The organism is Nostoc sp. (genome assembly GCF_036917235.1).
Classification (GTDB): Bacteria; Cyanobacteriota; Cyanobacteriia; order Cyanobacteriales; family Nostocaceae; genus Nostoc.
Genome location: NZ_JBALDU010000100.1, coordinates 25,876 through 41,210 on the forward strand (window position 1 = coordinate 25,876; position 15,335 = coordinate 41,210).

General features: G+C 43.5%; 13 protein-coding genes. 8 read left to right on the forward strand and 5 right to left on the reverse strand.

Annotated elements, in window-relative coordinates; translation table 11 throughout:
- Nucleotides 1-130: 130 nt before the first annotated feature.
- From V7K44_RS29110 to V7K44_RS29125, 4 genes are all read right to left on the reverse strand, one after another.
- The gene (locus V7K44_RS29110) at nt 131-1,306 is read right to left on the reverse strand and encodes a PrsW family intramembrane metalloprotease (RefSeq protein ID WP_334936912.1); all 1,176 of its coding nucleotides are present in this window, start codon (nt 1,304-1,306) and stop codon (nt 131-133) included.
- Nucleotides 1,303-1,776: a hypothetical protein gene (locus tag V7K44_RS29115; RefSeq protein ID WP_334936914.1), complete on the reverse strand. Its 474-nt coding sequence runs from the start codon at nt 1,774-1,776 to the stop codon at nt 1,303-1,305. The genes V7K44_RS29110 and V7K44_RS29115 overlap by 4 nt, the downstream gene beginning before the upstream one ends.
- Before the next feature lie 1,820 nt (nt 1,777-3,596).
- Nucleotides 3,597-3,827: a DUF6737 family protein gene (locus V7K44_RS29120; RefSeq protein ID WP_334936916.1), complete on the reverse strand. Its 231-nt coding sequence runs from the start codon at nt 3,825-3,827 to the stop codon at nt 3,597-3,599.
- 59 nt (nt 3,828-3,886) lie between these two features.
- The gene (locus V7K44_RS29125) at nt 3,887-5,506 is read right to left on the reverse strand and encodes a cyclic peptide export ABC transporter (protein ID WP_334936918.1); all 1,620 of its coding nucleotides are present in this window, start codon (nt 5,504-5,506) and stop codon (nt 3,887-3,889) included.
- Between the two features lie 319 nt (nt 5,507-5,825).
- On the opposite strand from V7K44_RS29125, the gene V7K44_RS29130 reads away from it, so the two are divergent.
- Together V7K44_RS29130 and V7K44_RS29135 are read left to right on the forward strand one after the other, a co-directional pair.
- Entirely contained in the window at nt 5,826-7,481 is a 1,656-nt protein-coding gene (locus V7K44_RS29130) for a B12-binding domain-containing radical SAM protein (RefSeq protein WP_334936920.1), read from the forward strand.
- Nucleotides 7,482-7,716: 235 nt separating this feature from the next.
- Nucleotides 7,717-8,520 (forward strand): SDR family NAD(P)-dependent oxidoreductase, encoded by an 804-nt coding sequence (locus V7K44_RS29135; RefSeq protein WP_334936922.1) that lies wholly within the window; start codon nt 7,717-7,719, stop codon nt 8,518-8,520.
- Nucleotides 8,521-8,538: 18 nt separating this feature from the next.
- Here the strand turns inward: V7K44_RS29135 and V7K44_RS29140 are convergent, their stop codons facing one another.
- Nucleotides 8,539-8,880 carry a hypothetical protein gene (locus tag V7K44_RS29140; protein ID WP_334936940.1) on the reverse strand — a complete coding sequence of 114 codons (342 nt, stop codon included), beginning with the start codon at nt 8,878-8,880 and terminating at the stop codon, nt 8,539-8,541.
- On the opposite strand from V7K44_RS29140, the gene V7K44_RS29145 reads away from it, so the two are divergent.
- From V7K44_RS29145 to V7K44_RS29170, 6 genes are all read left to right on the forward strand, one after another.
- Nucleotides 8,812-9,522 carry an MBL fold metallo-hydrolase gene (locus V7K44_RS29145; RefSeq protein ID WP_334936938.1) on the forward strand — a complete coding sequence of 237 codons (711 nt, stop codon included), beginning with the start codon at nt 8,812-8,814 and terminating at the stop codon, nt 9,520-9,522. The genes V7K44_RS29140 and V7K44_RS29145 overlap by 69 nt on opposite strands.
- 262 nt (nt 9,523-9,784) lie before the next feature.
- On the forward strand, nt 9,785-11,239 hold the full coding sequence (hpnJ, locus tag V7K44_RS29150) for a hopanoid biosynthesis associated radical SAM protein HpnJ (RefSeq protein WP_334936924.1): 1,455 nt from the start codon (nt 9,785-9,787) through the stop codon (nt 11,237-11,239).
- A gap of 87 nt (nt 11,240-11,326) precedes the next feature.
- Nucleotides 11,327-12,202: a hopanoid biosynthesis-associated protein HpnK gene (gene hpnK, locus V7K44_RS29155; RefSeq protein ID WP_334936926.1), complete on the forward strand. Its 876-nt coding sequence runs from the start codon at nt 11,327-11,329 to the stop codon at nt 12,200-12,202.
- Nucleotides 12,203-12,332: 130 nt separating this feature from the next.
- A complete protein-coding gene (gene hpnI / locus V7K44_RS29160) occupies nt 12,333-13,553 on the forward strand; it encodes a bacteriohopanetetrol glucosamine biosynthesis glycosyltransferase HpnI (RefSeq protein ID WP_334936928.1) in 1,221 nt (406 codons plus the stop codon).
- A gap of 262 nt (nt 13,554-13,815) precedes the next feature.
- Nucleotides 13,816-14,421: a CDP-alcohol phosphatidyltransferase family protein gene (locus V7K44_RS29165; protein WP_334936930.1), complete on the forward strand. Its 606-nt coding sequence runs from the start codon at nt 13,816-13,818 to the stop codon at nt 14,419-14,421.
- 100 nt (nt 14,422-14,521) lie between these two features.
- Entirely contained in the window at nt 14,522-15,235 is a 714-nt protein-coding gene (locus V7K44_RS29170; protein WP_334936932.1) for a 2OG-Fe(II) oxygenase, read from the forward strand.
- The last annotated feature ends 100 nt before the right edge of the window (nt 15,236-15,335 follow it).

Below are 15,335 nucleotides of genomic sequence, written 5' to 3' on the forward strand. Positions count from 1 at the left end.
ATTCTCACAATTTGCTTGAGCGATCGCTTAACTTTGCAGCACAGTTTTGCTCATCTCTGCGCGTCTATGCAGAGATGATACAATGTCCGAGATCGGGCACTCTCGATCACCTCGGCATTTTGGCTGAAATCTACTCTAATCGACCTAACTGTGCTGCACCGCGCACCCTCCCAATCTCCGCACGCGCGGCTTCCGCTGCCGGACTATCGAGACTGTCCGTAGATGCAATTGCTGCTGCAAGATCGATCGCCGCATCGAGTATGAACCCAGCGCGTTTTGCCGCGTCAGTCCCGGATGAGGACTTGATCTCTCTTAGGTAAGCTCGCCGATTTCTCGGTCGGTTGGAAATCGCAGCCAGTTCGGCTTCTGTCACGATTCCGTTTGCAACATCGTCAGCGAGCAGGACGCGGACAAACTTCCGCTGACGCCGCTCGGAGAACCGCCACGCAAGCAAAATCGCAACCGTTCCAATGGCAATGCCGATGGGCCCGAAGCCGATAAACCCGCCAAGGGCATCCCAACAGGCATGAGCCAGACAAGCCAACAGAAAGAAACCTACCAAAACCGCGAGCCGATGGCCGAACGAGCGATTTTTCGCTTCAAGGAAGTAGCCAAACCCCGTACCCGCAACCGCCGTGTAGAGCGAGTGACTCCAGAAACCGACCGCTGTGCGCGCTACCAATACCTGCAACGCATCAGCAACCTGCTGCGATCCGAAGCTTGCGTCGGGGGCGCCCACAATGTAAGACACGTTTTCAAAGACCTGAAAGCCGAGACCCACAAACGCACCAAGCAGAAACCCGTCGTAGGCGTTGCGGACATGGTTGCGTGCTAGTAAAGCGAGCATGACAAGCCCGACGAATTTGGCGCTTTCCTCTACAATCGGTGCCGTGATGGGCGGACTCCAATGGCTATAAAAGTCGAAGCTGGTCAGCTTCGCTATTAGCGATAGGATTGCAGCATTGCCAGGGAGCGCCATGACCCACGGCGCTACTAGTCCCCCCCAGAGGAAGCCGAGCAGCGCGAGCTTGGCTGGCTCACGTTCATACCGATCTTTGTGCGTGAGAAACCAGATCCAAGGCAGGCAATATAGTGCCTGAGACGAGAGGGCGATGAACAGAGCGGTGGGATAGATGGCGTTACGGAACAAAAGTCCGCAGAAGACGTAGGTGCCTTTCAGCACGAGCAACCAATACAGGTAGCACGCCGGGTTGTGCGGCTGAAAAAATCGGACGGGATAGCTCCAGCCTGAACGATCGATGGCAGCCTTGCGGATTGTGTCCTCACTCTTTGAAGTGCTAATCACGAATCGCCCTCCTTTGGTTTAAATGTGATGCTCTTAATCATGTCAGCGATCGGTTGCTCCAGTTGTGTGGAGGTAGCGGCCGGGCCCTTCACAATCACTTGGACTCCCTGACCTTTGCCATCGATGTATGCGAGCAGTAGACCAGTATAGTCGGAACCATTAATTCTCTTAGCTACTCCGGCAACCTTTTGCAGTGTTGTAACGGGAACTAATTTACCCTCGACAACAAATTCATTCTGGTCTTTCACGATCTGGTTGAGGAGTTCCTCGGCAGTTCCCTTCCACACACCGCTCTTGACGCTAAACGTGACGCCATCTTTGAAGACCACTGCGGTTGATGAACTCCCGACAGGGAATGGGGTCTTAGTTATCACCCAGCCTTGGGTTGGCGTAAAACTTACAGGGCCGACATTATAAGCTGTCCCTGCTAAAACCTCCTTGTTATGAATAGCCTCGTTGATGGCTGGCATGACTCCCGACCATAAAAACACCACAAGATAAACGCTCACCGTCGGCCAAATGAGCCGACGATCGAGTCCAAGCAGTCGATATTCAACCGGTACAGGGGCTTCGTGTCTTAGGGGGGACATACAATTTTCCTTTTTGCGGTGCTAAACAGGCGTGAAGCTGATGAGGCTGATTTGTGTCTTGCCATGTCTCAAAAGATGGTCGTTTGTAGCGCCGAAGTATATTATATTGGGCAGAAAATTTCTGCCTAAGATCCCGCACATAATATGCTGTTGGAGGTGTTTAGACTCTTGCACTTCCAGCGATTGAGAAAACTGTTAGGAGCGATACGTTTATCGCATCGCTCCTAACAGTTTTCAAGCTTTTGTCTAGTATTGAAAAGCAATCATCACAAGATACCGACTGAAAGTTCAAAAGGAATCGTTCGATTTCTGTCCTTATTGCCACCCTTTAGATATACACGAACTGTATAGTTGCCACTCTGTGACAAACGAACGCTTCCGTCGTTGCCCGATATTGAGCTGTTATAAATTGCCCGATCTGTGCTGCCTGGTGAGAGAATGTTGAAGTATGCCGATCCTTTGGTAATCAACGAAACCGACAGCCTCTGCCCTGCCCGCGCATTCAGAATGTAGTCATGGTATTGGTTGCCCGCGATCGAAGACCGTATAAAAGTGTCGTCTTTGCCAGTGGAAAACCGTACAGTCGTATGAGCCTGAGCTAAAGACGGTGCAGTGAAGCTAAATGTGAGCGATGTAGTGATGACCGAGGCGGCTAAAACACTACGAATAAGAGTCAAGGCAGAGTTTTTCATGTGATAGTTTCTTCGTCGCAAGCAATTCATTGCTTATTGTTCTAATTAATTAGCAAACCGTTCAGCTTAATTAAATTACCCCAAGCAAAAGTATTAATCTTCAAATTTGAAGATTGGTACTATGTTGTTGATGGTATTCAAATCTATCTAAATGTATCTTGATTTTTGTTTTATCATTTTGCCTTTAATATTTCTTTAGACTTACCTCGATTTTTCGCCTATTGGCTAGTGTCGAATCACATGAGTTGATCTGAGTATCGGGGAATATTTCTAAGTATTACTAGTAAAGTATTTTACCTATGCGAGTCCGCGAGTTGGAGGTATTGAGTTAGAGCGAGGGGGAGTACTATCTCCCGCCCCTCCCATTTAGAACCGGACATACCCATTTCCGTGTCTCCGGCTCTCGACAATCTTAAGTATCCCTTTTGCTCATGTGGATATATTGGTGACAGGATTGATGTACTGCCATCATATTTTGGGATTTCCAGTTATTATGGTTGCCATCAATGTGATGAATATGGGGAGCAATGCGATTTTGTGAGGTTGGGAAAAAAGGTGCGATCGCTAAACACAAATACTGTTAAAAAAATAAACTTTTATTACACAAATATGATTAAACCACACCACAATTTATCTTTTTAAAATATCCCAATAAGATAACGGTTAAATAATTTGAGCATATATATTTTTTTCCATTAAGGTAGATAATCCCTATCTCAAAACTATTGCTACTTGAGAATCCTACCTTTTTTTATTGTCAGAAAAAGAGACTGAAAACTCGTTGTGACTCAGATCATCTTTTTTACAGTATAAATACTGCTTATAGAGAAGTGCGGGCTACGCCTACGCTTGACTTTTAAGACAGTCGCTACATTGATAGATTTTATTACAAGTAATCACCCGAACTTGATATAATTAGCTGGACACGATCTGAAATGCTAAATCTCTGAAGACAGTGGCATAATTTTCTCTATCTGGACTAATTTCCAGCATTACATTAAGCTCTAACTACTCTTTATACGACTCCAAAATTCCACTGCGAATCATTAGTTGTGGCCAAAACAACATAAAAAATGCCATCCACGTTCCTATCGGGATGGAAACGAGAACTGTTAGCCAGATAGTTTTAAATAGTAACCAGCTACCACCAATCAGTGTGACACCTGTGAGAACTATAGACCAGGGTTGACACCACCAAGGTTTGTAATTCCAAGGACTTATGGGCTTTTGTTCAGACATTAGTTTTATTTAGTCAAACTCCAAATATTCTTTTAACAATTATCAATTGTTTTGTCAGATTAAGTTTTATCGTACTCTATTTTTCCATAGTCAAGTTTGATAATTCGGTCTGCTAAATGAAAATAGCGATCGTCATGGCTAATCACCAGCACTGTTTTACCCCGCGATCGCAATTCTGGAAGAAGTTGAGTGTAGAATATTTCTTTGAATACTGGATCTTGATCGGCTGCCCACTCATCAAATAAATAAATTGGTCGATCTTCCAAGTAGGCTGTGAGTAAAGCTAGGCGTTTTCGTTGTCCTTGGGAAAGAGCAGTGGTAGAAATTTGTCCATTTTCAACTTTTACCTTCTGGTCTAGTTGCAGTTTTTGTAAATATTTTCTGGCTTGAGAATCCAAGTTATAATTTTTTAATCCTAAAAGTTCTTCAAATAAATAAAAGTCGGAAAATACCACGGAAAAATGTTGGCGATACCATTCTCGATTCTCTTCGCTAATTAACTCATCATCAAACCAGATTTCGCCGTTTTCTGGTACATAAAGCCCAGTAATTAATTTAGCTAATGTAGATTTACCGCTACCATTACCGCCGACAATGAAGACTAATTCTTGAGGATAAAGTGTTATATCGACGGGGCCAAAAATAAAACTATTGTCTTCTTGCTCTGTGTAGTAAGTGTGGGTAACACTTTGAAATTTTAACCTGTGCCAATCAGATTTCAGAGCAGGGGGAACAGTGGATATTTCTGTTCGACTAGCTAGAGATAAACCCAATGACTCAATTTTTTGTAAGGCAATGCTAGCTTTGCTTAATAGAGGAAGTTTACTAATGATGTTATCCATTGGTAACACCAAGTAAGTGAAGGTCAAAATGTAGCCAGAGAGAGTTTCGGGATTGATAGTAAGCAGATTAGGCAGGACAAACAGTACAAAACCGAGAGCAAAAAAGAATATGAGTTGACCCCAACTTGAAGTCATGGCAAAAAGGCTTAGACCGTTAACGTTATGATGACGAAATTCGTTAGCAGTTGATTGTAATTTCTCTTCTAAAAAGTCTTCACGCCGTTTGTAATTTAGTTTAAGTTCCTTGACTCCTTCGGTAATAGTGCGAAAATGTTTAAACAGATGATCTTCATCTTCACGAGCTAAAGTAAGTAATTGCCCGCCTCTGTTGAGTAGCCACTGACAACTAGCGATCGCAACTACTGAAATCCCACAAACCATCAACAATACTAACCAAGAAAGCCAGGTTATATATGTTATACAACCCAAGACGATCGCTAAATTAATAAAAATGAAAGGCATCTGATAAACAGCATTGGCAACCGCCTGAATATCTTCTGTTAAAGTTGCCAATAATCGAGGATTCCCTAAGCGTTCCAGATGGCTCAACTCGGAAGCGAGAATCTGGCGACTTAAACGCATCCTTAATTGCAAAACTGCATTCTGAGAAAGGCGAATCAGCATCACTTGAGAAACGATACTGGTAATTAGTGCAACTATAGCCAGCCCCGCAAAACCCCAAATTATCGATGTGAGGCGGGAAGAACTACCGCTACTTGCAGCATGGCTAATTAAGGCAATCAAGCCAGCACTACTACCGCCGCTCAAAAATCCGGTAGCGATCGCGATCGCTACCATCCCCCAAGAAGAACGCAAAAGAAAGTAAATCAAATTCATGACAGATGCCTATACCCCGTTGAATACAACAAAAAATGAAAATCTCTTTTTTTATGTCTCATGCGCGATTTCCATAATTGCTGTTTGCCAACTAATTAAATTTTCATTGCTAGGGTAGATTTTATATTTTATCAGTTAAACACCCGTTCAAATATCACGATGAATCAGGCAGAAGACAGCTAGGATTTTGCTTTGAGCAAAAATACATTTCTAATTCCTTCTGTCTCCTGCCTTTCTTTGGTAAGCTAGTTGGAATTACAGCTAATTATGTCAATAAACTGTCAAATTACCTGCTCAGTTTTCCAGGGTGAAATTTGCGATGACTGTGAATTTAAAGTCTTTAGAGAACGAAATTAATGTAACGGGCGATTCCAAAACCGCTCCTGTCAATCAAGGAACCCGTTACGTTCCTTTGCACCATCGACGCATTCTGTGTATTTTTCCTAAGTACAGCCGTTCCTTTGGTACTTTTCATTACGCTTACCCACTCATGGGTAATGTTCGGGCCTTTATGCCACCCCAAGGTATTTTAATTGTGGCTGCTTACTTACCTAAAGAATGGGAAGTGCGGTTTATTGATGAAAATGTCAAATCAGCAACGCGGGCTGATTATCAATGGGCTGATGTGGTGATTGTGAGTGGAATGCACATTCAAAAACCACAGATTAATCAAATTAACGAACTTGCCCATCGAGCCGGAAAAATCACAGTTGTGGGTGGCCCTTCGGTATCTGGGTGTCCAGAATATTATCCTGAATTTGACATTTTACACTTGGGTGAATTGGGAGATGCTAGCGATCGCATGATCGAATATCTAGACCAAAACTCTCAACGCCCGCAACAACAAATTCGCTTTGAAACCAAGGAACGCTTACCCTTAACAGAGTTTCCCACCCCAGCTTATCATTTGCTGAATATCAATGATTATTTCCTAGCAAATGTGCAGTTTTCTAGTGGTTGCCCTTATCACTGCGAGTTTTGTGATATTCCCGAACTCTATGGCAACAGTCCCCGGATGAAAACGCCAGAGCAGGTAGTCGCTGAGTTAGATGCAATGCGACAATCTGGCAATTTAGGAGCAGTGTATTTTGTTGATGATAACTTTGTTGGCGATCGCCGCGCCGCTATGAAGTTACTTCCTCATCTGATTGACTGGCAAAAACGCAATGGCTACCCCATCCAGTTTGCTTGTGAAGCAACGCTGAATTTAGCCCAAAGTCCAAAGCTGCTGGAAATGATGCGCGAAGCTTATTTCTGCACAATCTTTTGCGGTATCGAAACACCCGAACCAAATGCCCTCCATGCGATTTCCAAAGACCAAAATCTGAGTATGCCAATCTTAAAAGCAATTCAGGTTTTAAATAGTTATGGCATGGAAGTAGTTTCTGGAATCATTATCGGGTTAGATACAGATACACTAGAAACCGCAGACCGAATTATCGAATTTATTCGGGCATCGCAAATTCCCATGTTGACAATTAACCTGCTTCATGCATTACCTAGAACTCCATTATGGCGGAGGTTAGAAGCAGAAGGGCGACTTCTCTTTGATGAAAACCGCGAATCAAATGTTAAGTTTTTGATGCCCTACGAACAAGTTGTTGAGATGTGGCGGCGTTGCATTACAACTGCTTATGAGCCAGAATTTTTATATCAGCGATTTGCCTACAATATGGAACACACCTATCCAAATCGCATCGAAGTTCCTAACAGCCCCTCTCGGACTTCTGCGGCTAATATTCGCAAGGGTTTAACTTATTTAACTAATATTTTGGTGCGGATAGGCTTATTTAGTAACTATCGTCAAACTTTCTGGAAAATGGCCAAGCCAGCACTAAAAGCAGGTAACATTGAAAATTTGGTTCACGTTGGACTTGTCGGACACCATTTGATTAAGTTTGCCCAAGATTGTGCCAAAAATGAAGAATCAGCTTCGTTTTATTCCCAAAAAATCGTTACGAAAGTTCGTAGCTAAGGTAACAATTAAAATAAGTTTTGAGAGCCTGAAAATCTGTTAGAGGTATATACAGAACTGTAAAAAAGTAACCTTGAAGATACACTCGCGATACTTCCTTGGAAAGACGTAACCACACTGCTACCTACCTAAGATTGTAAGGGTTGAAAGCCCACAGTCCCGCAATTTTTGGTAGCGATAAAAGCAAGCTATCGCCAGCGAGTGTGGAACAGTTACATAGGAATTTTAGATGGTTATGAACAGTTCATTGACCCGACCCTTGGCTGTCGTGACAGGTGCTTCTAACGGCATCGGTTATGAACTTGCAAAACAGTTTGCTCAAAACGGCTTCGATCTCCTAGTTACAGCCACCGGATCGAGCATTGACGAAGCGGCTAGTGCCTTCGAGGGTCTGGGTGCTAAAGTTGAGACGGTGCAGGCCGATCTCGCTAGCTATGACGGAGTTGAGACACTCTACAACCAGATTAAGGCGACTGGGCGACCAGTAGATGCGATCGCTATCAACGCAGGTGTTGGGGTCGGTGGTGATTTCGCGCGTGAAACCGATCTCAAGGACGAACTCAATTTGATCGATCTAAATGTCGTATCCTCTGTACATCTTGCCAAACGGGTAGTGAAGGATATGGTTGAGCTTGGCAAGGGTCGAATCCTTTTCACATCGTCGATTGCCGCCCTGATGCCCGGCCCGTTTGAGACAGTCTACGCCGCCTCCAAGGCTTTTGTGCATTCCTTTTCGGAGGGGTTACGCAACGAATTGAAGGATACGGGCGTTACCGTCACCGCCCTCATGCCGGGACCCACCGATACCAACTTCTTCCACCGCGCGGGTATGGACGACACGAACGTGGGCACGGATCAAAAGGACGATCCGGCTGAGGTCGCCAAGCAGGGTTTTGAAGCCTTGATGGCAGGCAAAGATGAGATCATCGCCGGTTCCCTCAAAACGAAGCTTCTGGCGAATGTTAGTAAGGTTTTACCTGATACAGTCAGTGCTGAACAGCACCGCAAGCTCAGTGAGCCGGGGTCAGGCAACAACTAATTTGCACCTAATCAAGACTCATTTTAAGCGGGGTGCGATCGCCTGGGCTAACGGACTTGCAAAAAATAAGTTATCCCAAATTATTTGCACATCTGTAGGGGCGCACAGCTGTGTGTCCTTACTCACTTTGACTGTCAAAGTCGTAACGGAGGATTTATGCAAATTCATCATCTCAATTGCGGCTGTATGTGCCCGATTGGCGGGGCCCTCTTCGATGGCTTCAGTCGCGGCCCGAAGGCTCACCTCGTCTGCCACTGTCTGCTGATCGAGACAGAGCAGGGACTTGTTCTGATTGATACCGGCTTTGGACTGCGCGATATCAACTCGCCTTACTCCCGCCTCAGTCCGTTCTTCATTCATTTCAATGGCGTCCAGTTTGATAAAAAATACACAGCAGTCGATCAAATTGAGAAGTTGGGATTTTCTGCGCGAGATGTGCGTCATATAGTGCTTACCCACCTCGATTTCGATCATGCCGGTGGTCTAGAGGATTTCCCGGAAGCAACCGTACACGTAATGCAGACTGAGATGGAAACCGCCCAGGATCGGGGCGGCTTCATCGCCAAAAGGCGCTTTCGTCCAGAACAATGGGATGAGGTTAAGCACTGGAAGTACTATTCGGCGGGAGGCGAACCTTGGTTCGGTTTTGAAGCAGTACGTAACCTCGATGGGCTACCGCCAGAAATTCTCCTCATTCCCCTTGTTGGTCACACGCGGGGTCATGCTGGTGTTGCCATTGATACACCAGAGGGTTGGCTTTTGCACGCAGGTGATGCCTATTTTTATCGGCACGAGATGGACTCAGCCAAAAAAAGCTGCACGCCAGGTTTACGCGCCTACCAATGGATGATGGAAGTGGATCGCAAAGCTCGATTGCTCAATCAAGATCGGCTACGCGCATTATCAAGCGATCGCAATAAAGGTGTACGCTTGTTCTGTAGTCATGATGCTGTCGAGTTCAAAACATTCGCTGACCAATCTGGTACAACACGGCAAAAATAAACCAATCATTCCAAATCAACAAAAGCTTGGTTATAGCGATTCCCTGTTAAGTGAGGTACAGATAATATTTTGAAACGCAGAGGAACGCAAAGTAAAGCGCAGAGGTACGCAGAGATTTGTACCTCAGATTAAAAAATATTTTTCGCTAAAGAGAGAGAAATAGAAAATTTAATGAATGATTTAGAACTGCGATCGCATCTGCTGCCCTTTAGGTTTTATCCTAAAAAAGTGTTAGCTAAAACCTGCAAAGGGAAATCTACCTGTGAAAAAAACTTTGTTTCTCAGTCCTCCTTCCTTCGATGGGTTTGATGGTGGTGCAGGTTCCCGATACCAAGCCAAGCGCGAAATTACTTCCTTCTGGTATCCAACATGGTTGGCGCAACCCGCAGCCCTTGTGTCTGGTAGCAAGCTTATTGATGCACCCCCACACGGTCAAACAGTAGAAGATGTCATCGAAATTGCTCAAGATTACGAGCTAATTATCATGCACACCAGCACGCCTTCGCTGGCTAATGATGTCAAGTGTGCCGAGACAATCAAAGCTCAAAACCCTGATGTCAAGATTGGCTTAATTGGAGCGCACGTTGCAGTATTACCAGAACAGACGTTGGTTGAAAATCCAATTATTGACTTTGTGTGTCGTCACGAATTTGACTATACCTGCAAAGAAATAGCCGAAGGGAAATCTTGGGAAGAAATTACAGGTTTAAGCTACCGCGATCGCCAGGGTAATATCCATCATAATCAAGATCGTCCCTTAATTCACGATTGGGATTTGATGCCCAGTGTATTGCCGATTTATCATCGCGATCTAGATATTACCAAATACTTTATTGGCTACTTATTGCATCCATACATTTCCTTTTATACTGGGCGCGGCTGTCCGGCAAAATGTACCTTTTGTCTTTGGCCGCAAACAATTGGCGGACACTTATACCGCACAAAAAGCCCCGAAGCTGTTGGCCGCGAGATGGAAGAAGCGAAAGCGATCTTCGGTGACAAAGTGCGGGAATATATGTTTGATGATGACACATTTACTATAGACAAACATCGAGCGATCGCAATTAGCGAACATCTGCGGCGACTCAAACTGACTTGGAGTTGCAACGCTCGTGCAAATCTCGACTATGACACCCTAAAACAACTACGCGATAACGGCTTACGCCTACTTTTAGTCGGATTTGAATCTGGAAATCAGCAAATTCTAGATGGTATTAAGAAAGGAATCAAGTTAGAAGTCGCGCGGAAGTTTATGGAAAATTGTCATAAACTTGGCATTACTGTCCACGGCACATTTATCATTGGTTTACCCGACGAAACCCCACAAACAATTGAAGAAACAGTCCGGTTTGCTTGTGAGATTAGTCCTCATACAATTCAAGTTTCCATCGCAGCTCCTTATCCTGGAACAGAACTTTATCGTCAAGCACAAGAAAATAATTGGTTTAGCAACAAGTCCTTAGTTGCTAGTTCAGGAATTCAAATGTCTACACTGCAATATCCAAATCTCTCCAGTGCTGAGATTGAGGATGCAGTTGAGAGAATGTATCGTAAGTTTTACTTTCGTCCCAGAGCGATTATCCCAATTGTTGGTGAAATGCTCACCGATCCCCAAATGTTAGTGCGCCGCTTGCGTGAAGGACGGGAATTTTTCTCATACTTGAAAGATCGTCGCACCCAAGCAACAGCAAAAGCAGAATCAGTAGTTGTTGGTTAGTTGTTCATTTTGAATTTTGGATTGGATCGGCGTCAGTCTAACTCAATAGCTCAATTATCAGAAAAAATACAGAAAAATCTAAAACTTATGCAAGCACAGCGATTCGCCATCATCAATGGTGATGACTTTGGTTTCTCTGAAGGAGTTAATCAAGCAATTATCAAAGCACATAAAGAAGGAGTGCTAACTAGTACCAGCCTGATGGTGAGCGCTGATGCTGCAAAAGAGGCTGTCACTTCGGCAAAAGCGAATCCAAATTTGGCTGTTGGACTACATCTTGTGTTGGTATGTGGTCGTTCTGTGTTACCGCCAGAGCAAATTCCCCATTTAGTTGACAAACAAGGTAACTTTTCCAACAGTCCATTTTTCGCCGGTTTGCGCTATCAATTTATTAAGGAAACCCATCAAGAATTGCGCCAAGAAATTCGCGCCCAATTAGAAAAATACTGTTCTACTGGTTTACCTCTTTCTCATGTCGATGGACATTTGCATTTGCACATACATCCAGTAGTTTTGCGAATTTTAGTTGACTTGGCAGCAGAATTTGATATTAAAGTAATTCGTCTTCCTAGTGAAGAACTAGGAATGACCTTGAGAGTTAATCGCAGTCATCTACTGACAAAGCTAGTTTGGTCAGGAGTATTTGGCAGACTACGCCGCTATGGTGAGAAACTGCTACAGTCTCAAGGTATTAGCTTTACCCAAAGAGTTTACGGTTTATTGCAAACTGGGGGCATTACAGAAGAATATTTACTGGGATTGATACCTCAGATTCAGGCAAACTTGGTGGAGATTTACTCTCATCCAGCGATGCCTGCGGCGGGCTTCGCCAACGCAAATGGAGAACTAGGGACAGGCGAAGCAGAACTGGCTGCATTGTTAAGTCGTCAGGTACGCGAAGCGCTCTTGAATAATGGCTTTGAAATTACTAACCATCATTTCTTATCCCAACGTATCACCTAAATTTGATTTGTCATAATTCAAAGTAATAACTTTGTCATCTAAATCCCATCTAACGTACATACAAAAATCCTAAACTTATCGGCAGTGAATCTAGAAAATGCTAATACTAATTGCCTGGTAATAAATGGCTATGTTTGCATCTAATTTCTTAACAAATTTTCATGCGATCGCTAGTTATTTTCTCCTAATTTTGTGCATACCATCTGTTTTGTTTTATTGCTATGCAATTTATGCAGCAATAACTTTTTTTGCTGCTCCCCAGGCAATTGATCAAGAGTTTCATCCACCTGTTAGTATCCTCAAACCCATTTGTGGCCTTGATAGTAATGCTTATGAAAACCTAGCCTCATTTTGTCAGCAGGACTATCCCAAATATCAAATCATCTTTGCAGTACGAAATTATCAAGACCCTTGCATAGAGATTATAAAGAAAATCATCTACAATTTTTCAGATTTGGATATTTTGCTGATTGTAAGCGATCGCGTCATTGGTACAAACCTGAAAATTAGCAACTTAGCCAATGCCGCAGCCAAAGCTAAATACGAAATTCTAGTCCTTGCTGATAGTGATATTCGAGTTGGAGGTGACTATTTGCAGAGAGTTATCCAGCCGTTGCAAGATAAAAACGTGGGTGTAGTTACCTGTATGTATCGAACCGTAACTCAAGGATGGATATCGAGATTAGAAGCTATTAGTACTACTACTGAATTTCACGCCGGGGTTTTAGTCAGCAACATTAAAGAAAATGGTATAAAATTTGCCTTTGGTTCTACCATTGTCATCCCGAAAAAAGTACTAGAAGCTATTGGTGGATTTGAAGCGATCGCTGATTATCTGGCAGATGATTTTCAACTAGGCTATCTACCTGTCCAAGCAGGTTACAAAGTTGTGCTTTCTGACTATATAGTTGAACACGTACAAATAAGCAACAACTTAATTGATGCCATCAGACGACAAATCCGTTGGGCGCGTGGTAAACGAGTTTCTCGTCCTTGGGGTTATCTAGGACTAATTTTTACCTATGGTGTCGTCACTAGCTTGTTGCTACTGATTACCACCAATGGTTCAATATTAGGATGGCTAGGATTATCTATCTGTTGGATAACAAGATTGGTGATGGCTTGGGTTGTTGGTACTATTAGTTTAAAAGATCCAATAGTCAAAAAGTTTTTATGGCTCGTTATTGTGTGCGACTTGTTAAGCTTTGTTATTTGGTGTTTTGGCTTTATTGGTAACACTATAGAGTGGCGGGGACAACAACTGAAGCTAACTAAAGATGGAAAGCTATTAGTACCAGAAGACAAAAATTATGAATTATCAATTAAGGTTTTGACTAATAGGGGCGCATAGCTAAACCCGCTTGGTGAAAACGTTTTGCCCTCACCCCCAGCCCCTCTCCCAAGAGAGAGGGGAGATAGACATTCAATTCCCCTTCTCCTTTGGGAGAAGGGGTTAGGGGATGAGGGCGTGATGGATTTGCAAAACGCCTGTCTGATATAGTTGTCGGCTTAAGTTGTACACGTATGATAGCAGTGCTGCCCTAGCGCGTGTTGCATCCAAACGAGAACCGCTATATATATATTCCAAGACCAGATTAAATTTAAGTTCATCTATGATCGCAAAGCCTTGGGATGCTCAACTTGCTTACTGGCTAATTAAACCTCTAAAAGACAGTTGGGTAAATCCCAATCATCTTACTACAGTGCGACTTTTGACAGGGTTGGCGGCTGCTGTCGCCCTCGCAGTTGGTAATACCATTTGGGTTAACATTGGGGCATGGCTATTTGCTTTATCTAACTTTCTCGATCATACAGACGGTGAATTAGCTCGTTTGAGTGGGAAAAGCAGCAAATGGGGACATCAATATGACCTTGTTAGTGACGCCATCATCCATATTCTATTGTTTGTGTGTATTGGATATGGTTTGAGGGAGGGAAAATTTGGTTGGTGGGCGTTGGTGATGGGGATAGTATCTGGCGTGTCTGTTGCTTGCATCTTTCATTTGCGAAACCAAATGGAACAACGTTTAGGTAAAGACGCCAGCCGTCAACCAAATTTCGCCGGCTTTGACATTGAAGACGTGCTGTATTTGTTTCCCATAGTTCCCTTACTAAATGGACTAGAGCCATTATTAATGGCAGCGACAATTGGAGCGCCAAGCTTTGCTATATGGGTAATTTGGCAATTTTGGATACTCCCGCAGCCTGAATCAAACTAATCTAACGGGGCATTGGGCAGGAAGCTAATAAAACAGACTTATTAGCTTTATTGAATGGTATGTTTATTTTTGCAATCCTGATATTAGGATCAAATTATCAATGGAGCTTCAAACTGAAATTGATAAAGCTATAGCAGCCGTTGATTACCAGAAACTTCAAGCAGAGTTTCAAGATCAAAATGAATTTTTGGTAGTGGATAACTTTGTCCCTAACTCCATCATTGAGCAGTTGTTGGCGTTGTTGCCGACTTTGCAACCTGCTATCAACCGCAACTATATTCCCAATCATAAAAAGGGCGGTAGTATCAGCCGCTATAGCTTAGATAGCCTTGCTCCGATTTTCGGAGAGTTTTATCAACTCAGTGCCTTTTTCGAGTTCCTCAACCAAATTACGGCAGAAAAACTCCTTCCCTGTCCTGATTCAGATCCCCATACTTACGCGCTATACTATTACACTGAGCCTGGAGACCATATCCAGTATCATTACGATACCTCTTACTATCACGGTAAACGCTATACTGTGTTGCTTGGTTTGGTTGACAACTCATCCAGTAAGCTGGAATATCAACTCTACAAAGATATTCCTGAACGGGAGACACAAACGCGATCACTCTCCTTAACTCCTGGTACTCTAGTATTATTCAATGGTGACAAACTTTACCACAGAGTTACCCCTTTAGGTGACAACGAACAGCGCATTGTCTTAACTTTGGAATACGTCACCGACACCCGCATGGGTATGCTAAAACGTTTTGTCTCAAATATGAAAGATGCGATCGCCTATTTTGGTTTTCGCCAAGTGTTTCGCAGTTAAAGTAACTAGTACAGAACGGCGTAAATAAGCAGACCATTAAATAGCCAAAACTTTGCCCTTATATGTCCACTTAAAAGGTTTAGCCATTGTTTGATTAAAG

What these genes read in the sequence shown, in the direction of transcription:
- hpnI (WP_334936928.1), top strand. Translation starts at nt 12,333, where the DNA reads ATGTTTGCATCTAATTTCTTAACAAATTTTCATGCGATCGCTAGTTAT.
- hpnK (WP_334936926.1), top strand. Translation starts at nt 11,327, where the DNA reads ATGCAAGCACAGCGATTCGCCATCATCAATGGTGATGACTTTGGTTTC.
- V7K44_RS29140 (WP_334936940.1), bottom strand. Translation starts at nt 8,880, where the DNA reads ATGAATGAAGAACGGACTGAGGCGGGAGTAAGGCGAGTTGATATCGCG.
- V7K44_RS29165 (WP_334936930.1), top strand. Translation starts at nt 13,816, where the DNA reads ATGATCGCAAAGCCTTGGGATGCTCAACTTGCTTACTGGCTAATTAAA.
- V7K44_RS29120 (WP_334936916.1), bottom strand. Translation starts at nt 3,827, where the DNA reads ATGTCTGAACAAAAGCCCATAAGTCCTTGGAATTACAAACCTTGGTGG.
- V7K44_RS29130 (WP_334936920.1), top strand. Translation starts at nt 5,826, where the DNA reads ATGACTGTGAATTTAAAGTCTTTAGAGAACGAAATTAATGTAACGGGC.
- V7K44_RS29115 (WP_334936914.1), bottom strand. Translation starts at nt 1,776, where the DNA reads ATGCCAGCCATCAACGAGGCTATTCATAACAAGGAGGTTTTAGCAGGG.
- V7K44_RS29125 (WP_334936918.1), bottom strand. Translation starts at nt 5,506, where the DNA reads ATGAATTTGATTTACTTTCTTTTGCGTTCTTCTTGGGGGATGGTAGCG.
- V7K44_RS29170 (WP_334936932.1), top strand. Translation starts at nt 14,522, where the DNA reads ATGGAGCTTCAAACTGAAATTGATAAAGCTATAGCAGCCGTTGATTAC.
- V7K44_RS29135 (WP_334936922.1), top strand. Translation starts at nt 7,717, where the DNA reads ATGAACAGTTCATTGACCCGACCCTTGGCTGTCGTGACAGGTGCTTCT.